Source organism: Streptomyces litchfieldiae, from assembly GCF_031845365.1.
Classification (GTDB): domain Bacteria; phylum Actinomycetota; class Actinomycetes; order Streptomycetales; family Streptomycetaceae; genus Streptomyces; species Streptomyces litchfieldiae.
Genome location: NZ_JAVREL010000002.1, coordinates 591,442 through 609,811 on the forward strand (window position 1 = coordinate 591,442; position 18,370 = coordinate 609,811).

Annotated in this window: 16 protein-coding genes and 3 pseudogenes; 9 read left to right on the top strand and 10 right to left on the bottom strand. The window is 71.2% G+C overall.

The features are described 5' to 3' along the window. Window positions 1-5 precede the first annotated feature (5 nt). The 5 genes from RM590_RS06390 to RM590_RS06410 all read right to left on the bottom strand — a co-directional run bounded on the left by RM590_RS06390 (window position 6) and on the right by RM590_RS06410 (window position 5,285). Window positions 6-860, bottom strand: coding sequence for a tetratricopeptide repeat protein (locus tag RM590_RS06390; protein WP_311703379.1), 855 nt, complete (start codon window positions 858-860; stop codon window positions 6-8). Continuing rightward, complete coding sequence (locus RM590_RS06395; RefSeq protein ID WP_311703380.1) at window positions 787-2,394, bottom strand: ATP-binding protein; 1,608 nt, start codon at window positions 2,392-2,394, stop codon at window positions 787-789. Before RM590_RS06395 ends, RM590_RS06390 begins: the two co-directional genes overlap by 74 nt. Next, window positions 2,395-3,024, bottom strand: a complete 630-nt coding sequence (locus RM590_RS06400; protein ID WP_311703381.1) for a DUF6879 family protein — start codon at window positions 3,022-3,024, stop codon at window positions 2,395-2,397. It lies immediately after the preceding gene. Next, complete coding sequence (locus tag RM590_RS06405; RefSeq protein ID WP_311703420.1) at window positions 3,017-3,286, bottom strand: hypothetical protein; 270 nt, start codon at window positions 3,284-3,286, stop codon at window positions 3,017-3,019. Before RM590_RS06405 ends, RM590_RS06400 begins: the two co-directional genes overlap by 8 nt. Window positions 3,287-3,455: 169 nt before the next feature. Beyond that, window positions 3,456-5,285, bottom strand: a complete 1,830-nt coding sequence (locus tag RM590_RS06410) for an acyl-CoA dehydrogenase (RefSeq protein WP_311703421.1) — start codon at window positions 5,283-5,285, stop codon at window positions 3,456-3,458. Between the two features lie 112 nt (window positions 5,286-5,397). Here RM590_RS06410 and RM590_RS06415 point away from each other — a divergent pair, with 112 nt between their 5' ends. Both RM590_RS06415 and RM590_RS06420 read left to right on the top strand, forming a co-directional pair. Beyond that, window positions 5,398-5,895, top strand: a complete 498-nt coding sequence (locus tag RM590_RS06415; protein ID WP_311703382.1) for an SseB family protein — start codon at window positions 5,398-5,400, stop codon at window positions 5,893-5,895. A 72-nt stretch (window positions 5,896-5,967) separates the two neighbouring features. Continuing rightward, entirely contained in the window at window positions 5,968-6,924 is a 957-nt protein-coding gene (locus tag RM590_RS06420) for a pirin family protein (RefSeq protein WP_311703383.1), read from the top strand. A gap of 19 nt (window positions 6,925-6,943) precedes the next feature. Here the strand turns inward: RM590_RS06420 and RM590_RS06425 are convergent, their stop codons facing one another. Then, on the bottom strand, window positions 6,944-9,040 hold the full coding sequence (locus RM590_RS06425) for a SpoIIE family protein phosphatase (protein ID WP_311703384.1): 2,097 nt from the start codon (window positions 9,038-9,040) through the stop codon (window positions 6,944-6,946). A 103-nt stretch (window positions 9,041-9,143) separates the two neighbouring features. Between RM590_RS06425 and aspS the strand changes: the two genes are divergently transcribed. Next, window positions 9,144-10,919 carry an aspartate--tRNA ligase gene (aspS, locus tag RM590_RS06430; protein ID WP_311703385.1) on the top strand — a complete coding sequence of 592 codons (1,776 nt, stop codon included), beginning with the start codon at window positions 9,144-9,146 and terminating at the stop codon, window positions 10,917-10,919. A gap of 12 nt (window positions 10,920-10,931) precedes the next feature. On the opposite strand, the gene RM590_RS06435 is transcribed toward aspS, so the two are convergent. Continuing rightward, complete coding sequence (locus RM590_RS06435) at window positions 10,932-11,780, bottom strand: NAD(P)H-binding protein (protein ID WP_311703386.1); 849 nt, start codon at window positions 11,778-11,780, stop codon at window positions 10,932-10,934. An 81-nt stretch (window positions 11,781-11,861) separates the two neighbouring features. On the opposite strand from RM590_RS06435, the gene RM590_RS06440 reads away from it, so the two are divergent. Then, window positions 11,862-12,779, top strand: coding sequence for an AraC family transcriptional regulator (locus RM590_RS06440; protein ID WP_311703387.1), 918 nt, complete (start codon window positions 11,862-11,864; stop codon window positions 12,777-12,779). Between the two features lie 362 nt (window positions 12,780-13,141). Here RM590_RS06440 and RM590_RS06445 read toward each other — a convergent pair whose 3' ends face one another. Continuing rightward, on the bottom strand, window positions 13,142-13,663 hold the full coding sequence (locus RM590_RS06445; RefSeq protein ID WP_311703388.1) for an SgcJ/EcaC family oxidoreductase: 522 nt from the start codon (window positions 13,661-13,663) through the stop codon (window positions 13,142-13,144). A 90-nt stretch (window positions 13,664-13,753) separates the two neighbouring features. Continuing rightward, window positions 13,754-14,293, bottom strand: coding sequence for a tellurite resistance TerB family protein (locus RM590_RS06450; protein WP_311703389.1), 540 nt, complete (start codon window positions 14,291-14,293; stop codon window positions 13,754-13,756). A gap of 201 nt (window positions 14,294-14,494) precedes the next feature. Between RM590_RS06450 and RM590_RS06455 the strand changes: the two genes are divergently transcribed. Next, entirely contained in the window at window positions 14,495-15,274 is a 780-nt protein-coding gene (locus RM590_RS06455; RefSeq protein WP_311703390.1) for a class I SAM-dependent methyltransferase, read from the top strand. Here the strand turns inward: RM590_RS06455 and RM590_RS06460 are convergent. After that, a pseudogene (locus RM590_RS06460) lies at window positions 15,273-15,704 on the bottom strand (protein kinase domain-containing protein); the annotation flags it as partial. The gene RM590_RS06455 and the pseudogene RM590_RS06460 overlap by 2 nt on opposite strands. A gap of 139 nt (window positions 15,705-15,843) precedes the next feature. Here RM590_RS06460 and RM590_RS06465 point away from each other — a divergent pair. From RM590_RS06465 to RM590_RS36215, 4 genes and pseudogenes are all read left to right on the top strand, one after another. Further along, window positions 15,844-16,068, top strand: coding sequence for a FitA-like ribbon-helix-helix domain-containing protein (locus tag RM590_RS06465; protein ID WP_311703391.1), 225 nt, complete (start codon window positions 15,844-15,846; stop codon window positions 16,066-16,068). After that, the gene (locus tag RM590_RS06470; RefSeq protein WP_311703392.1) at window positions 16,065-16,463 is read left to right on the top strand and encodes a type II toxin-antitoxin system VapC family toxin; all 399 of its coding nucleotides are present in this window, start codon (window positions 16,065-16,067) and stop codon (window positions 16,461-16,463) included. The genes RM590_RS06465 and RM590_RS06470 overlap by 4 nt, the downstream gene beginning before the upstream one ends. A 160-nt stretch (window positions 16,464-16,623) precedes the next feature. Next, window positions 16,624-17,142: pseudogene (locus RM590_RS06475) on the top strand (IS701 family transposase); the annotation flags it as partial. Window positions 17,143-17,664: 522 nt separating this feature from the next. Then, window positions 17,665-18,105, top strand: a pseudogene (locus tag RM590_RS36215) (transposase); the annotation flags it as partial. Between the last annotated feature and the right edge of the window lie 265 nt (window positions 18,106-18,370).

The following is an 18,370-nucleotide window of genomic DNA, read 5'->3' on the forward strand; positions in this document are numbered from 1 at the left end:
CCGGTTTACCGGTTGGCGCTCCGGTGGCCGGGGCCCGCGTCGATGCGGTCGCGCAGCGCCGCCGCACGGGCGTCGTCATAGGCGCCGAGGAGGCGCAGGGCCGCGGCGCGGTGGTCGGGGGCCCGGTCCGGGTCCGTGGCGGCGAGGCCGTCGAGGGCGATCGCCTGATGCCAGTCGTCACCGAGCTCACGGAAGACGGCGGCGGCCCGGCGGTGGAACGCGGCGGCTTCTTGGTTCCGCCCCAGCTGTCGGTAGGTCTCTCCCGCGCCGTGCCAGGCCAGCGCCTCTCGCCCGCGGTTGCCGGCGCGGCGGTGCAGGACCGCCGAGCGCTGATAGGCGACCAGGGCGTCCCCGAACTGGCCGTTGTCCTGCTGGGCGTTGCCGAGGGTGATCAGCCAGTAGCCCTCTCCAACGGGGTAACGGAGGTCCACGGCGATGTCCACGGCGGCACGGGCGGAACGCAGGGCTTCGTCCAACTCCCCGCGCTCGCGCTGGATTTCGCTCAGGATGCGGAGGGCATTGCCCTCGCTGCGGCGATTGCCCAGGGAACGGTGGGTGTCCAGGGCACGGCCGATGTCGTCCCCGGCCCGGGCCACGTTTCCCGCCTCGTAGTGAGCGAGACCGAGGTTGGAGAGGGCGTTCGCCGCGCCGTTCGTGGCTCCGAGCTCCTCGAAGATGCCGATGGCCTGGGCAAACCGCTCCTCGGCCGCCGCGAATTGTCGCCGGTGCAGGTGACTGAGGCCAACCAGGTTCAGGGATGACGCTTCTCCGTGGCGATCACCCAGCTCACGCCGGATTCCCAGCGCCTTCTGGTGGCATTCCAGGCTTTCGGTCAGCCGGTTGGCCCGGGTGTAGCTCATACCGAGCCCGGACAGCAGCTCGGCCTCCGCCGCGCGGTCGCCGAGCCGGCGGGCGGCGCGCAGTCCGCTCTCGCCTGCGGGCAGCCAGTCCGTGACGGACGCGGAGCGGGCTTCCGCGTTGCGCTGGACGGCTGCCAACCGCCACACATACGCGGCGAGTCCGGCTTTCTCGGCGGCATGGGTGGCACTCAGCAGATTGGCATGCTCGCGCTCGGCCCAGTCCACGGCCGTGTCGTAGTCGGGGAACGACAGCGGTGCGACGCCATCCTCCGGGGGGGGCGAGTGGGAGGTGATCCCTGATCGGGCTCATCCAGGTCTGGGCGGCGTCGGCAGTGTGCACGTACCAGTCGAGAACGCGCCGCAGCGCGGCCGTCCGCTCCTCGGCGGGCTCGTCGCGCTGGACCTGGTCGGACGCGTAGGCGCGCAGCAGGTCGTGGAACTCGTAACGGTCGGGCATGGTCTGCTGCAACAGATGAGCTTCCACAAGCGAGTTCAGCAACTGCCGGGTCTTTCCCGTGCCGACTCCGGCCAGAGCCGCGGCGGCCGGTAGGCCGAACTCCGGGCCCGGGTGCAGACCAAGCAGCCGGAACAGCCGGGCGGCCTGGTCGGACAGGGCACGGTAGGACCAGGCGAACACCGTCCGCACCGCGTCCGCGTCCTCGCCGTCTCCGGCGCTGAGGGCGTCCCAGAGCGACGACTCGTCGCGCAGCTCGGCGATCAGGTCGTCGAGGCGCAAGTGGGGGTAGCCCGCGGCCCTTTCGGCGGCGATGCGCAGGGCGAGCGGGAGGCGGGCACACAGCCGGGCCAGCTCGGCGAGCTTGTCGGCGTCGTCCTCGGGCCGGTAGCCGGCGGTGACGGCGCGCAGCAGGGCGATGGCCTCGGACTCCGGCAGGGTGCCGAGGGTGAGCCGGTGGGCGCCGTCCCTTATGGCGAGTCCCGGCAGGCGGCTGCGGCTGGTGACGATGACCAGACAGCCGGCGGAGCCGGGCAGCAGCGGGCGGACCTGCGCCACCGAAGCGGCGTTGTCGAGCACGATCAACATGCGCCGTCCGGCCAGCAGGGAACGGAACAACGCCGCGCTGGCGTCGACATCGGCGGGAATCGCCGGTGCCGGCACGCCCAGTGCGGTGAGGAAACGGTGCAACGCCTCCTGCGCGGTGACCGGCTCGCCGGGGTCGTAGCCGCGCAGGTTGACGTAGAGCTGGCCGTCCGGGAAGCGCTCCTCGATCCGGTGCGCCCAGCGGATGGCCAACGACGTCTTGCCCGCCCCCGCCGTGCCCGCGATGACGCAGACCGACACGACGACGGGATCCCCGCCGCCATCGGTCAGGACGGCGTTCAGCTGCTCAAGCTCCGCGGTCCTGTTGACGAAGCCCCTGACGTCGCCCGGGAGTTGGCGCGGCGTCGGAGTATCTCCCGGGACGGGACCGTGGAAGTGGATCCCCCCGCTGACCTGCCCGGCCTGGACCACATCGCGGGACGTCCCCGACAGCTCGGCGTGCGTGCCGCCGGGGCGCTCCTCCTCGCCGCCCACCTACTCCGCCCCCACCTGCGGCGCCGGCAGGTGCGCGACCTCGCGCTCGACGTAGGGGATCAGGTCCTCGCCGTCCTCGTAGAGCTCCTTGATGAAACGCGTCCACCGTTCTACAAGATCCGGATCGGTGTACCGGATCGCGCCCTCCAGAACTCCAGCGTCCGTATATCGGACGTTGTAGAGGGTCCGGCTGCCCAGGGAGACCATCTCCGGCAGCGGTCCGGCTGCCTCCAGATGACGGACCTTCTCGCCTTCGATGACCCGGATCGGCATCCCGCTTTCGGCGCGCACCCGCAGCGAGTTGAGCTCCCACTGGAGGTAGGGCGTCAGCGGCTGCTCGACCACGCGCACACGGTGGAAGACACTGCCCCGGTTCCGGTCTGCCTGCACGAGGCTGCGTACCTCGGCGCGCTTGTCCGCCAGGAGCCGCAGGGCTTCGTCCCACTCCCCACGGTGGAACGCGTCCCAGCTCGGGTTGTTCAGCTCCATGAAGTGCTGCTGTCGTTCGAGCTTCCAGGAGTCGAGCTTCTGGACCTCGCCTCTGCGCTGCCGGAAGTCCTGCTTGTAGTCGGCGACATCGAGCCTGTGCCCCTGGGCGGGATCGAGGGCAAGGGCCTGGAGATCAAGCATCGGGGATATCCGTCTTCGCCGCGCTGAGCATCTTCCCCGGGATGACAACCAGCCGCTCGTCGGCGGCGAGCGTGACACCTGCCGGGAGCTGGGAGCGATAGTCGGCCGTCAGATCACGGCCGATCACCGCGATGTCGCCGTTGCTGAGCTGCCAGATGTCCGGACATCCGTCCTCGTCGTCGGTTACCTGCAATTCCTGCGGCGACTTCCCCAGCCGTCGCGCGAATAACGCCGATGGATCGGCGTCCCAGGAACGAGTCATCTCCGCCTCCACGCCCACTCGTTGACACTCCGTCGCCAAGTGTATGACGCTCCGTCACGGTGGGCAACGGAGTCACGTCGCCCGGCCGCCCGCATATGCCTCGGCCCGGCACTGTGTCGCGCAGTGCCGGGCCGAGGTGGTGGCGTGGGGACGGGGTCCGGGGGGTGGGTCAGAACGCCGCCTCGTCGAGGTCCATCAGGGACAGGTCCGTGTTCTCGGCGACCGCGCGGGAGACGGCCACCGTGGGCAGGACCGTGGACGCGAAGTGGCGGGCCGCGGCGATCTTGCCCGCGTAGAACGCCTGGTCCTTGCCGGTGGCGTCCGGCAGCTTGGCCGCCGCCACCGCCGCGCCGCGCAGCAGCAGGTAGCCGACGACCACATCGCCGGAGGCCAGCAGGAAGGACGTGGTGTTGAGCCCGACCTTGTACAGCGAGCGGACGTCCTTCTCGGTGGCCGCCAGGTCCGTCAGCAGGACGCCGACCGTGCCCTCCAGGTCACCGACGGCGCGGGAGAGGCGGTCGCGCGCGGCGGCCAGCTCCTCGCCGCCGGGGGCCTCCGCGAGGAACTTCTTGATCTCCTCGGCGAGGGAGGTCAGGGCCACGCCCTGGTTGCGGACGATCTTGCGGAAGAAGAAGTCCTGGCCCTGGATCGCGGTGGTGCCCTCGTAGAGGGTGTCGATCTTGGCGTCCCGGATGTACTGCTCGATCGGGTACTCCTGGAGGTACCCGGAGCCGCCCAGGGTCTGGAGGGACTCGGCGAGCTGCGCGTAGGACCGCTCGGAGCCGTAACCCTTGACGATCGGCAGCAGCAGGTCGTTCAGCGCCTCGGCGGCGGCCGTGTCCTCGCCGGCGGCGCGCTTGACGAGGATGTCGTCCTGGACGCTCGCGGTGTAGAGGGCGAGGGCGCGCATGCCCTCCGCGTACGCCTTCTGCGTCATCAGCGAACGCCGCACATCGGGGTGGTGGGTGATCGTGACGCGCGGCGCGCTCTTGTCCGCGAACTGGGTCAGGTCCGGTCCCTGCACCCGCTCCTTGGCGTAGGCCAGGGCGTTGAGGTAGCCGGTGGAGAGGGTGGCGATGGCCTTGGTGCCGACCATCATCCGCGCGAATTCGATGATCTTGAACATCTGGCGGATGCCGTCGTGCTTCTCGCCCAGCAGCCAGCCCTTGGCCGGGCGGCCGTGCGCGCCGAACGTCATCTCGCAGGTGTTGGAGATCTTCAGGCCCATCTTGTGCTCGACGTTGGTGGCGTAGACGCCGTTGCGCTCGCCGAGCTCGCCGCTGTCCCAGTCGAAGTCGAACTTGGGCACGATGAACAGCGACAGGCCCTTGGTGCCCGGGCCGTGGCCCTCGGGGCGGGCCAGCACGAAGTGGATGATGTTCTCGCTGAGGTCGTGCTCGCCGGAGGTGATGAACCGCTTGACGCCCTCGATGTGCCACGAGCCGTCGTCCTGCCGGACCGCCTTCGCCCGGCCGGCGCCCACGTCCGAGCCGGCGTCCGGCTCGGTGAGCACCATGGTGGAGCCCCAGCGCCGGTCCACCATGAGCTGGGCGATCTTCTTCTGCTCCTCCGTGGCCTCGTCGTAGAGCACGCGCCCGAACGTCGGTCCGGAGGCGTACATCCAGATCGCCGGGTTGGCACCCAGCACGTTCTCCCCGGCGGCCCAGATCAGCGAGCGCGGCGCGGTGAGGCCGCCCAGCTCCTCGCCGATGCTCAGCCGCCACCACTCGGCGTCCATGTAGGCGTCGTAGCTCTTCTTGAACGTCTCGGGCAGCGGCGCGGTGTGGGTGGCGGGGTCGAAGACCGGCGGGTTGCGGTCGCCCTCCTCGTAGGAGGCGGCCAGTTCGTTCTCGGCGAGCCGGGTGATCTCGGCCAGCATGGTCCTGGCGGTCTCGGGATCCGTCTCACCGAACGGTCCCGTGCCGTACACCGCGTCGCGGCCGAGGACCTCGAACAGGTTGAACTCGATGTCGCGGAGATTCGACTTGTAGTGCCCCATGGCGAACGACTCCGTAGATGGCAGGTACCGGGAAGTAGCATCCATGATGCTACCCACCGGTAATAAGAAGCAAGCGGAATCCGGACAACTCCGGGTCAGTACTCTTTCTCACATGTACAGCTACGACCAGTCCGGCTACCCCGGGCAGCAGCCCTACGGCGTCCAGCAGCAGCCCGCCGCCGCCGGGTACGGCGGTCAGCAGCTCTACCCGGAGGCGGCCCCCCAGTCGGCCGCCCCCGCCGCCCCGCCCGCGCCCCCCTCCCTCGTCGACGCGCTGCGGGCGTACACCTCCGGCGCGATGTCCAGCGAGGAGTTCCACGACGTCTTCCTCGGCGCCAAGATCTACTGCCCGCGCGGCGAGAACCCCGGCTTCCTGGCGCTGCACAACACCCAGCAGCCGGTGATCCCGCTCTTCACCTCGCTGAAGGAGCTGCGTCGCTACGCCGGCAAGGAGTCGCGGTACTTCACCGTGACCGGCGGCGAGGTGCTGGACCTGCTGCCCGCGGGGTACGGGTTCGCGCTGGACATGGAGGGCGAGCACCGCATCGTTCTCGACGCCAAGTCCGTCGAGGAGATGGTGGATTACACGATGCGCCGGATGTACGGCTGACCGGGAACACCCGCCCCTCGACTACTGTTCACCATTCAACTAATCTGTTGGCAGTCGCCGAGGAGGTCTGTCATGCCTGCGATCACTGTGGAAAACCCGCTGACCCTGCCGCGGGTCACCACGCCCACGCCGTCCGCCGCCGACCGGCCGGTGCGCGCCGTGGTCACCGCGCCGTCCGGCTTCGAGGGCGAGGGCTTCCCGGTCCGCCGGGCCTTCGCCGGGATCCATCACCGGAACCTGGACCCGTTCATCATGATGGACCAGATGGGCGAGGTGGAGTACGCGCCGGGCGAGCCGAAAGGGACCCCCTGGCACCCGCACCGCGGCTTCGAGACCGTGACCTATCTGATCGACGGCACCTTCGTGCACCAGGACTCCGAGGGCGGCGGCGGCGTCATCAACGACGGCGACACCCAGTGGATGACCGCCGGTTCCGGGCTGCTGCACATCGAGGCGCCGCCGGAGTCGCTGGTCGTCTCCGGCGGGCTCTTCCACGGCATCCAGCTCTGGGTCAACCTCCCCGCCCGCAGCAAGATGGCCACCCCCCGCTACCAGGACATCGGCGGCGGCAACGTCCGGCTGCTGACCACCGAGGACGGCGGCGCGCTGCTGCGGCTGATCGCGGGCGAGCTGGACGGGCACTCCGGGCCGGGCGTGACCCACACCCCGATCACCCTGATCCACGCCACCGTCGCGCCGGGCGCGCAGATCACCCTGCCCTGGCGCACGGACTTCAACGCGCTCGCCTACGTGCTGGCCGGGCGCGGCTCCGCGGGCACCGGCGGGCGCCCGGTCGAGCTGGGCCAGGCCGTGGTCTTCGGCGCCGGCGACACCGTCACGGTCCGGGCCGACGCCGCCCAGGACTCCCACACGCCGTCCCTGGAGATCATGCTGCTCGGCGGCCTGCCCATCCGTGAACCGGTCGCGCACTACGGGCCGTTCGTCATGAACACCCACGCCGAGCTCGCCCAGGCGTTCGAGGACTTCAAGGCCGGCCGCCTCGGCCGGATCCCCGCCGTCCACGACTAGGGCCCTTCGAAGACGGGCCCTACGGTTCGACCTCCGGCTGCTCCCCGGGCTCCGGCACCTCGGCCAGCTCGTACCAGGTCGTCTTGCCCCGGCCCCGGGGCGCGCAGCCCCAGGCGTCGGCGAGGGTGTCCATCAGCAGCAGGCCGCGGCCGGAGGACGCCAGCTCGCCCGGCTGGCGGCGGTGCGGCAGTTCGTCGCTGGGGTCGCTGACCTCCACGCGCAGCAGCCGGCCGCCCGCCCGGCCGCTGATCTCGGCGACCATGTACGCGTCGCCCTCGGTGTGCCGCAGCACGTTCCCCAGCACCTCGGTCAGCATCAGCGCCGCGCCGAACACCCGGTCCGGGTCCGGCCAGTCGTGCAGCAGCGCCGAGAGCTGGCCGCGCGCGTCGGCGATCCGGGCCGGCTCCGCCTGCGCGATCGTGAGCACCATCCGGCGCACCGGGGCGGCGCCCGCCGCCTCCGGGGCGACCGGGCGGCGCAGGAGCAGCAGCGCGATGTCGTCCCGGTCCGCCGCGCCCAGCGGTGACTCGGCCGAGGGCGGCGCGGCCCGCACGGTCTCGATCAGGGTGTCCGCGACATCGCTCAGGCTCATCTCGCTCAGGCCCTCGACGGCCTTGCGCACGCGCGCCCACCCCGTGTCCATGTCCCGGTCGCCGGCCTCCAGCAGCCCGTCCGTGCACAGCAGCAGCGTCTCGCCCGGCTGGAGGATCAGCCGGGTGGTGGGGTAGTCGCTGCCCGGCAGGACGCCCAGCGGCAGGCTGCCCGCGGTGGGCCGGATCACCACCGTGCCGTCCTCCATCACCATCGCCGGGTCCAGGTGCCCGGCGCGGGCGATGTCGAGGGTGCCCGAGCGCGGGTCCACCTCCACGTACAGGCAGGTGGCGAAGCGCGGGTCCTCCTCCTCGGCGGTGAGCGCGGACAGGAAGCGGGAGGCGCGGGAGAGGATCGCGTCCGGGTGGTGCCCCTCCGTGGCGTAGGCGCGCAGCGCGATCCGCAACTGGGCCATCACCGCCGCGGCCCGCACGTCGTGCCCCTGCACGTCGCCGATGACCAGCGCCGTGCGGCCGGACGGCAGCGGGATCACGTCGTACCAGTCGCCGCCGACCTGGAGCCCGCCGCCGGTGGGCACGTAACGCGTGGCCATCTGCATACCGGGCACCTGCGGCGCGGGCGAGGGGCGCATGGTGTGCTGGAGGTCCGCGGTCAGTTCGCGCTCGGTGTCCTGGAGGAGCGTGCGGGACAGGGCGTGCGCGATCAGCCGGGCCATGGCGGAGAGCAGCGCGCGTTCCTCGACGGTGAAGTCGACGTGGTAGTCGAACGCCGACAGCCAGCAGCCGATCGTGCGGCCCGCGACGATCAGCGGCAGGAAGGCCCAGGACTCGCGGTTCAGGATGGCGATCGCCGGCCATGCCTCGGGGTACCGCCCCTCGTACTCGGCCGGGGTGGACAGGTAGATGGCCCGCCCGGTGCGCAGCACCTCGGCCCCCGGGTAGTCGGCGTCCAGCGGCATCGGGAAGCGCAGCCGGCTGAAGTCCGCCTCCCGGCCGTGGTACTCCAGCATCTGGACCTGGCCGCCCTCCCGGCCGAAGACCGCGACGCCGTCGGGCGTGAAGCCCGGCATGCCCAGCGCCATGATCACCCGCATGACCTCGGCCACGGTGCTGGCCTCGGACAGGGCCTGCCCGGTCTCCAGCAGGAACGCCTCCCGGCCGCGCCGCTGGTCCCAGTCCTCCGGCGAGGGCCGCGGCGGGTGGGCGGGCACCTCGAAGGTCATGCCCAGCAGGCTGGCCGGGGGCTCGCCCTCGCCGGTGGCCGGCCCGGCCACCGGGCGGAACCGCAGCCGCACGGTGCGCACGACCGTGCCCTCCCGGGTGACCACGCGCAGATCGGCCTCGCCGATCCTGGACTCCGTGGCGGACAACTGGATGACGCGGTGGGCCGCGACATAGTCCTCGACGTGGAAGCACGAGCGCAGCGTGGCCTCGGTGATGGTGACCTCGCGGCGGGGCAGGCCGAGGAGCTGGGCCGCGATCGCGTCCAGGGAGACCACTCCCCGGTCGTCGTCCCACCACCACGTGCCCGCCTCGCAGGCGGCCAGCACATCCTCGGTGCGCATATGTTGCACCGTATGCCGGTATGCCCGGCCGCGGCGAGCGGGGAGGGCCAGGACGGTAGTCTGAGGGCCCCATCTCAGAACGTTGCGACGACTTGGATGAACGATGCATCGGTACCGGTCCCACACCTGCGGCGAGCTGCGTTCCGCGGACATCGGCAAGGATGTCCGGCTGTCCGGTTGGCTGCACAATCGCCGGAACCTGGGCGGCATCCTCTTCATCGACCTGCGTGATCACCACGGCATCGTGCAGCTCGTCGTCCACCCCGAGTCGCCGGGCAGCGAGGCCGTCAACGAGCGGCTGAGCTCGCTGTCCAAGGAGACCGTCGTCCGCGTGGACGGGCGGGTCGTGGGCCGCGGCGCGGAGAACGTCAACCCCGAGCTGGCCACCGGCGAGATCGAGGTCGAGGTCGGCGAGGTCGAGGTGCTGGGCGCGGCGGACCAGATCCCGTTCACGATCAACACCGAGGACGGCGTCAACGAGGAGCTCCGCCTGGAGTACCGCTTCCTCGACCTGCGCCGCGAGCGGATGCACCGCAACATCATGCTGCGCTCCTCCGTGATCTCCACGCTCCGGCAGAAGATGTCGGCCCTCGGCTTCAACGAGCTGGCCACCCCGATCCTGTCCGCCACCTCGCCCGAGGGCGCGCGCGACTTCCTGGTGCCCTCCCGGCTGCACCCCGGCACGTTCTACGCGCTGCCGCAGGCGCCCCAGCAGTTCAAGCAGCTCCTGATGATCGCCGGCTTCGACCGGTACTTCCAGATCGCGCCCTGCTTCCGCGACGAGGACGCCCGCGCGGACCGGTCGCCGGGCGAGTTCTACCAGCTCGACATGGAGATGAGCTTCGTCGAGCAGGAGGACGTCTTCGAGGTCATCGAGAAGGTGATGACGGAGCTGTTCACGGAGTTCGGCGGCGGCCGGCCGGTCACCTCGCCGTTCCCGCGCATCCCGTTCCGCGAGGCGATGCTCAAGTACGGCTCGGACAAGCCGGATCTGCGGGCCCGACTGGAGCTCACCGACGTGTCGGACGTCTTCGCCGGGTCCGGCTTCAAGGCGTTCGCCGGCAAGCACGTGCGGGCGCTGGCCGTGCCGGACACGGCGGGGCAGCCGCGGCGGTTCTTCGACCAGCTCGGCGAGTTCGCCGTGGCGCAGGGCGCCGCGGGCCTGGCCTGGGTGCGGGTCGGCGACGACCTGAAGCTGACCGGGCCGATCGCCAAGTTCCTCACCGAGCAGGACGTCGCCGCGCTGCTGGAGCGGCTGGACGCCGGCCCGGGCACCGCCGTCTTCTTCGGCGCCGGGGAGTTCGACGAGGTGTCCCGCATCATGGGCGCCGTCCGGGTGGAGGCCGCCCGCCGCGCCGGGCACTTCGAGGAGAACGTCTTCCGCTTCTGCTGGATCGTCGACTTCCCGATGTTCGAGCGGAACGAGGACACCGGCGCGATCGAGTTCTCGCACAACCCGTTCTCCATGCCGCAGGGCGGGCTCGCCGCGCTGGAGGGCAAGGACCCGCTGGACGTGCTGGCCTGGCAGTACGACATCGTGTGCAACGGCACCGAGCTGTCCTCCGGCGCCATCCGGAACCACGAGCCGGAGATCATGTACAAGGCGTTCGCGATCGCCGGGTACTCGCGGGAGGACGTCGAGCGCGAATTCGGCGGCATGCTGCGCGCGTTCCGCTTCGGCGCCCCGCCGCACGGCGGCATCGCCCCGGGCATCGACCGCATCGTGATGCTGCTGGCCGACGAGCCGAACCTGCGCGAGACGATCGCGTTCCCGCTCAACGGCAACGCCCAGGACCTGCTGATGGGCGCGCCCAGCGAGGTGGAGGAGGCCCGGCTGAAGGAGCTGCACCTCAGCATCCGCCGGCCCTCCTCCTCCTGACCGCCTGGCCGGTCAGTTCACTGGCCAAGCCCCGGCCGCCGTCGCCGACTTCACGAACTCGCCGAAGTCGCGCGGCGGCCGGCCGAGTGCCCGGCACACGCCGTCGGAGAGATGGGCGTCCAGGCCGCGCCGGAGCGCCCTCACCACCTCGGCGAAGTCCGCCGCGTCCGGCTCCGGCAAGCCCGCCGCCACCAGTTCGGCGATGTAGTCGCCCTCGGCCAGCGGCACATAACGCACCCGTCGGCCCGACGCCGCGGAGATCTCGGCGGCGGCCTCGGCCAGCGTCACGGCGCGCGGCCCGGACAGCTCGTAGGTCTGCCCGGCGTGGCCGTCCTCGGTGAGCGCCGCCACCGCGACGGCCGCGATGTCCTCGGCGTCCACGAACGAGGCGGCGCCGTCCCCGGCGGACAGCCGCAGCTCGCCCGCGGCCACCGCGTCCCGGAAGAAGCCCTCGGTGAAGTTCTGCGCGAACCAGCCCGGTCGCAGGATCGTCCAGTCGACGCCGCTGGTCCGCACCGCGTCCTCGCCGTCCACGTGCGTCTGCCCAATGACGTTGTCCGCCGGCCCGTAATCCGGCACGTCCACCCCGCGGGCCGACAGCAGCACCACGCGCCGCACGCCCAGCGCCACGGCGCGCGCCACGAACGGCCGGGTGAGCAGCGCGCCGTCGAGCGGCACCACGTACATCGCCTCGACGCCCGCCAGCGCCGCGTCCCAGGTGCCTCGGTCCTGCCAGTCGAAGCGGCGCTCGCCGGAACGGGACGCCGTCACCACCGGAACTCCCCGCGCGCGCAGGGCGGTTACCACGCGCCGACCGGTCGTGCCGGTGCCGCCCACTACCAGTGTGTTCTTCTCGCTCATGGGGCCAGTCAACTGCCGGGCGGCGAGACGGGCCATGGTCGAATGACTCGGACCGATGTTCCTGCGTCTAGGGTGGGGCGGGTGGACGTGCTCGCGAACGTGCTGGACGAGGTGCGGGCCCGCGGCGCGCTCTTCCGCCGGGCCCTGCTGGACCCGCCGTGGTCGCTGCGGTTCGAGACGGGCGCCCCGCTGACCCTGGTCTCGATGCTGCGCGGGCGGGCCTGGGTGGTGCCGCCCGCCGGTGAGCCGGCCCCGCTCGGCCCGGGCGATGTCGCGGTCCTCACCGGGCCCGCGCCGTACACGGTCGCCGACGACCCGGCCACCCCGCCCCGCCAGGTGGTCACCGTCGAGGACTACTGCGCCGAGTCCCGGGAAATGGTGCCGCTGGGGCCCCGGACCTGCGGGACGGCCCCGGACGCCGCCGCGCTGCTGCTCGGCGGCGCCTACGCGGGGCGGGCCGAGATCGGTGAACGGCTGCTGCGCGCGCTGCCGGGGCTGCTGGTCGTGCCCGCCGACGGCTTCCGCAGCCCGGCGCTCGACCTGGTGGCCGCCGAGGCGGCCGTCGAACGCCCCGGTCAACAGGTCGTCCTCGACCGGCTGCTGGACCTGATCCTGGTCGAGACGCTGCGCGCCTGGTTCGAACTGCGCCCCGGCCGCGCGCCCGTCTGGTACCGCTCGCCGGGCGACCCCGTCGTGGACCACGCGCTGCGGCTGCTCCACGAGGACCCGGCCCACCCCTGGACCGTGCGGGAGCTGGCCGCGGCGGCCGGGGTGTCGCGGGCCGCGTTCGCCCGGCGCTTCACCGCGCGGGTCGGCGAGCCGCCGATGACCTATCTCGCGGGCTGGCGCGTCGCGCTGGCCGCCGACCTGCTGCGGAGCACCGACGCCACCGTCGGCTCGATCGCCCGGCGGGTCGGCTACTCGGGCGCGTTCGCACTGAGCGTCGCGTTCAAGCGCCTGCGCGGTGTCTCGCCGACCGAGCACCGCGCAGGCACTTAGGCCCTGCCCGGCCGGTCTTGCCGGGCCCTTGACTCCCCCAGCTAACGCTGGGAGGTGCCCCCAGGGAGGTGCCCCCAGCCGAATCGCCCAAGTACGTCCCCCAGCCTGGCGGCTGGGAGGTGCCCCCATGCGTACGAGTGGCGATCCGGCGCCTTGCTGGGGGTACCTCCCAGGCCCCCGAGGGCCTGGGGGAGCACCGCGTCATGGGGGTACCTCCCAGGCCCCCGAGGGCCTGGGGGAGCACCGCGTCATGGGGGTACCTCCCAGGCCCCCGAGGGCCTGGGGGAGCCAAGGGCTGATCCTCCCCCAGACTCCGTCCGGGGGGACCCCCATCGACCGACCGGGCAGGACCTATGACCCGCTCAGCTCCGGCCCTCCGGCATCGCCGAGGAGTGGTGGTTGACGATCAGCCACTCGCCGCTGCGCGCGTCGCGCTCGTAGACGAACGTGTAGCGGGCGGCCACGTCGAACGGCTCGCCCGTCTGCGGGTTGGTGAGGTGGAAGGTGTAGGCCCCGGAGTCCACCGCGGCGTTCGGGCCCAGGATCTCCACATGGGACTCGTTGATCTCGCCGCTCGGGTCCTGGGCGAGGAAGTGCTCGAAGTAGTCGACTATGCCCTCGCGGTCGGTGCGTATCTGGTTGGACTGGGTCGGCTCCAGGACGGCGTCGGCCGCGTAGCGGTCGGCGACCTCCCCGGGGTCGCCGGTGAGCACGGCGTCGTTCCACTCGGTGAACAGGTCGCGGATCTCCGCCTCGGTGGGCCGGGGGCGCTGCCGCTCGCCCTGGTCGGGCGTGGCGGCGTGGACGCCGGCCGTCGCGGCGGTGATCAGAAGACCGGTGACGGCGGCGGCCGTCGAGGTGCGGGCTCGGAGTTGGATGCGCATGTCATCCAGGGTCTCCGGCCCCGGTCAAGCCCTCAGCAAGCGAGGGCAAAAGCAATGTCCGGGCCGGGCAAGGACATTGCCAACCACCCCTCACATATTGAACTCGGTGGGCGAGATTCCGAGGGTCGCGCACACCTCACGGATCACCTGCTGCTCGGCCTGCGCGAAGTACCCGTCCGCACCGGCGATCACGATGCCGGTCTGGATCACGGCGCGCGCCTCCATGGGCTTCTTCTGCACCTTGGCGATCTCCTGCATCACCGCGCCCTTGCCCACGTGGAAGTTCCCCACGAGCTGGTCCACGTGCTTGTTGAACCGCTGGCGCAGCGAGTCCGCCGGAAAGTTCTGCAGGACGTCGTTGGTCACGATCAGCGACTCCACGCGCTGCCGCTCGGCGCCGTCGACCGTGCCGTCCGCCGCCGCGACCAGGGCGCACATCGCCATGCTGGCATCCCGGAACGCGCCGCTCTTCAGCTCGGTCTTCATCGACGAGAGCTGGTTCTTGAACGCGCTCACCAGCGCGGAGCCGCCACCCCCGCCGCCGCGCGAGCCACCCGGGCCGCCCGCGCCCGGGCGCGCGCCGCCGGCCCGCGTCTTGGCCTGATCCTTGATCCGGTCCCACATGGACATGGACTGTTCACCCCAGCCTGTCGTCGTTCAGTGCACCCGGTCAACGTATCCGGTCACCGGCATGGTTCCGGGCACCCCGGGCGCGGCGCCCCGTCCCCGCGTCAACGCCCGCGGACCCCGGTCACTGAGCCGTGGCCACCTGGACGGCGCCCGCTGCGCGCCTTCTGGTGACAACGCCGCATCTGCACCAAGCTGCCCCTCATGCAGACCAATCTCCGCAAACTGTCCGTGAACCGGGCGAGCATCGCCCACAAGATCCGTTACGCCGCCCGCAATCCCGCCCGCATCGCCCCCTACCTGCGGCGCACCGCCCGCGACACCTGGCTGCGGCTGAAGCACCGCGACCATGTCGCCTACTACCGCGCGGTGATGGCCTCGGACACCGGCCGCGACCCCGATCTGGCGGTCGGCAGCCGCAGCCGCGAGCGCTGGCTGGCGCTGGGCGAGATGCAGTTCGACTACCTGAAGGGGCACGGCCTGCGGCCCGGGCAGCGCATGCTGGACATCGGCTGCGGCAACCTCCGCGCGGGCTGGCGTTTCATCGACTACCTCGACGAGGGCCACTACTACGGCATCGACATCTCCCCCGACATCCTGATCAGCGCGAAGAAGACGCTGGCCGCGTACAAGCTCCAGGCGAAGCTGCCCCATCTGACGCTCACCTACGACCTGACCTTCGACTTCCTGCCCGAGGACCACTTCGACGTGATCCACGCGCACAGCGTCTTTTCGCACTCCCCGCTGCCGGTGATCGACGAGTGCCTGGCCCATGTCGGCCGCGTGCTGGCGCCCGGCGGCTTCTTCGACTTCACCTTCGACCGCACCGAGGGTCGCGAACACCACGTGCTGCGCGAGGACTTCTACTACCGCACCGAGACGCTGATCGGCCTGGCCGAGCGGCACGGCCTGCGCGCGGAGTTCATGGACGACTGGGAACTGCTGCCGCACGGCCAGTCCAAGATCCGCGTCAGCTCCCATTGACTCCCTCGGGCGCGGAGTCGAGCAGCGCCATCCCGGCCGCGTGGATCGCCTCCAGCGCCTCGGCCAGGCCCGCGCCCAGGGTGCGCACCGAGGGCGCGGCCCACGGTCCCAGCTCGGCGACCGCGTCGACGAGGGAGACGCCGGGCACATACACGGTGGCCAGCCACGCCGGGTCGCCGTCCGGCTCGGCGTCCGCCACGCTCGCGGTGAAGGCGCCGTTGACCCGCCGCGCCGCGGCCACCTCCCGGGCGAACCGCCGCCGGAACGTGCCGTCCTCGGCCAGCTCCGGCCGCACGACCTTGACGGCGACGGTCCGTGGCGACCGGCCCAGATACACCCGTCCCATGCCGCCCGCCCCGAGTCGCGCGACCAGCGCGTACGGCCCGACGCGCGCCGGATCCCCCGGCGCGAGCGCCTCGAACGATCGCAAGGTTGACCCTCGTTCCCCGTTTTTCGCAACATCATCCCTCAACGGGTGCGGGAACGTATCTGCGCGGGGCCATTCGTTGGTCAAACCCGCGACCGCCAGTGCGCTAGCACTCTGCATGCAATGCGACTAGACTTGTCGCATGGCCACACTTTACGTCCGGGATCTGTCCGACGACGTTCTTGCCGAGCTGAAGATAAGAGCCGCCCGGAACCGGCAGTCTCTCCAGGCGTATGCGCGGACGCTGCTGGAGCAGGAGGCGGCCACCCCGACCACCGAGGATGTCATCGCGCGCATCAGGGAGCGGGTGAGCGCGCGACTGTCCACGAGCGAGGTGCTGGCCGATATCGAGTCGGGACGCACGTGATCGTTGTCGACGCGGGTGCCGTCGTGCACCTTGTGGCGGACGCCGGCCCGGTGGGTGAAGCGGTGCGCAAGCGCGCCGAATCGGAGCGCCTGGCCGCGCCGTACTTGCTGGATGTCGAGGTCGCCTCGGCGCTGCGTGGCCGTCACTTCGGCGGGAAGCTGACCGACGCTCAACTCGACGCGGCTCGGGACTCCTTCGCCCTCCTGCCCATCAGGAGGATGGAGCACATGCCGGTGCTGCCGCGTGTTCGCGAGTTGTGGGGCAACCTGTCGCCGTACGACGCCACCTATGTGGCCCTGGCCGAGGGACTTGGGGTTCCGCTGATCACGAGCGACGCCAGAATCGGCCGCGCCGGCCGTGCCCGGTGCCCCGTCGAGATCTTCACCGTGTTCTAGTACTCCAGCCGTAGTTCGTGATCTTGCTGGTCGGGGGCGGTGCGGAGACGGTTGCGGCCACCGTTGATCATCGTGAGTTGTGTCGACAAACGAAGATCAGGCGGTGGCCGCGGGTCACAGCGTAGTGCCTGCCCGGTGGCGGGCGATGTTCGATCAGTTGATGGGCCGCGTCGTCGGCCGGTTCGCGCGGGTTGAACCCCGCCGCCGCGCAACGGCGTTGGTGCTGGGCCTGCTCGCGGACCTGCCAAGGAAGAACTGCTGGACCCTGGCCGAGCACGCGGGCGACGCCAGCCCGGACGGCATGCAGCACCTGCTCCACCGCGCGAAGTGGGACGCCGACGCGGTCCGCGACGACGTGCGCGCCTACGTGGTCGAGCACCTCGCCGACGACGCGGCGGTACTCGTGGTCGACGAGACCGGCGACCTGAAGAAGGGCACCGCGACGGTCGGCGTGCAGCGCCAGTACACCGGCACCGCCGGGCGGATCGAGAACTCCCAGGTCGCCGTCTACCTCGTCTACTCCGCCGCACGTGGCCATGCCGCGATCGACCGGGCCCTGTACGTGCCGCGCTCGTGGACCGACGACCCCGACCGGTGCCAGGCCGCCGGCATCCCCGACGACCTCACCTTCGCGACCAAGCCCCAACTGGCCACCGCGGAGGCCGCCAGCGCCCCGGACTGGCTGCGCCGCATCCCGGCCGTGATGGTGCTGCGCCGGGCCTGGGCCGAGCAGTACCACCGTGATGGGAAGGGGGTGCGCTGGCGGGAGGGCAAGGACCTCCCGCCCGGCAGAGCGCGTCTGGCCTCCCCCTATGACCTTGATGCCCGCTACGGCGTCAAGCGCGGGTCCGGCTGGATGGGCTACAAGGTCCACTTGACCGAGACCTGTGATACCGGTGCACCCCGTGTGATCACGAACGTGGAGACCACCGACGCGACGGTGGACGACTCCGAGATGACCTCGGCCATCCACCAGCGGCTGGACAAACGCCGGATGGCGCCGGGTGAGCACGTGGTGGATGCCGGCTACGTCACCGCCGCCCACATCCTCGCCGCCCGCGACGATCAGGGCATCACTCTGGTCGGGCCGGTCGGCGCCGACACCACCCACGCCCGGCGCACGGACGACCAGCGGACACCGGACCTGTCCCAGGCCGCCTTCCGCGTCGACTGGGACGCCAGGAAGGTCACCTGTCCCCAGGGAGCGGTCAGCGTCAGCTGGTCCGATCAGCGCAAACCCAGCGGCACCCCGATCACCCGGGTCCACTTCGCGCTCGCTGACTGTGACCCATGCCCACTGCGGGCCCACTGCACCAAGGCCGCGAACGGGAAGTGGGGTCGCAGCCTGACCATGTTGCCGTGAAAGCAGCAGGAGGTCCTGGCCCGGCAACGCGCCGAGCAGCAGACCCCGGAATGGAAGGCCCGCTACGACATCCGTGCCGGCATCGAGGCCACGATCTCCCAAGCCACCCGTCGCACCCGAATGCGCCGTTCTCCCTACCGCGGCCAGACCAGAACCCATCTCGCGAACGTCCTGTCCGCTACCGCCATCAACCTCGTCCGCATCGACGCCTGGCTGAACGGCACCTCGCTCGGCACCACCCGCGTCTCCCACCTCGCCCGCCTCGACCTCGCCGCATGACCACGCCAGGACACCCGAAACACGGATTTCCCAACGGAGTCCTTCAGCCCCGGGAGGAATGGCTTCCTTGGAGCGGAGCCGCGAAGCGGCGGAGTTCTCATCGTTGTGCTCTGACGGCAAGTTGATCTCCGATGGTCGGTCGTACTGGCGTGTTCTGCGTGAAGATCGTCGCGCAGGTGAAGTTGTTGCCCGCGTCCGCCCATGACGCGGACGCACTGGCGGCGACCCTGCGTGCCTGCAACCGGGCCGCGAACCATGCTTCTGA

Bases quoted from the DNA above. Each gene is read 5' to 3' on its own strand.
- RM590_RS06390 (WP_311703379.1), bottom strand. From the start codon at position 860: ATGAGCTACACCCGGGCCAACCGGCTGACCGAAAGCCTGGAATGCCAC.
- RM590_RS06400 (WP_311703381.1), bottom strand. From the start codon at position 3,024: ATGCTTGATCTCCAGGCCCTTGCCCTCGATCCCGCCCAGGGGCACAGG.
- RM590_RS06405 (WP_311703420.1), bottom strand. From the start codon at position 3,286: ATGACTCGTTCCTGGGACGCCGATCCATCGGCGTTATTCGCGCGACGG.
- RM590_RS06410 (WP_311703421.1), bottom strand. From the start codon at position 5,285: ATGGGGCACTACAAGTCGAATCTCCGCGACATCGAGTTCAACCTGTTC.
- RM590_RS06415 (WP_311703382.1), top strand. From the start codon at position 5,398: ATGTACAGCTACGACCAGTCCGGCTACCCCGGGCAGCAGCCCTACGGC.
- RM590_RS06420 (WP_311703383.1), top strand. From the start codon at position 5,968: ATGCCTGCGATCACTGTGGAAAACCCGCTGACCCTGCCGCGGGTCACC.
- RM590_RS06425 (WP_311703384.1), bottom strand. From the start codon at position 9,040: ATGCGCACCGAGGATGTGCTGGCCGCCTGCGAGGCGGGCACGTGGTGG.
- aspS (WP_311703385.1), top strand. From the start codon at position 9,144: ATGCATCGGTACCGGTCCCACACCTGCGGCGAGCTGCGTTCCGCGGAC.
- RM590_RS06435 (WP_311703386.1), bottom strand. From the start codon at position 11,780: ATGAGCGAGAAGAACACACTGGTAGTGGGCGGCACCGGCACGACCGGT.
- RM590_RS06445 (WP_311703388.1), bottom strand. From the start codon at position 13,663: ATGCGCATCCAACTCCGAGCCCGCACCTCGACGGCCGCCGCCGTCACC.
- RM590_RS06450 (WP_311703389.1), bottom strand. From the start codon at position 14,293: ATGTCCATGTGGGACCGGATCAAGGATCAGGCCAAGACGCGGGCCGGC.
- RM590_RS06455 (WP_311703390.1), top strand. From the start codon at position 14,495: ATGCAGACCAATCTCCGCAAACTGTCCGTGAACCGGGCGAGCATCGCC.
- RM590_RS06465 (WP_311703391.1), top strand. From the start codon at position 15,844: ATGGCCACACTTTACGTCCGGGATCTGTCCGACGACGTTCTTGCCGAG.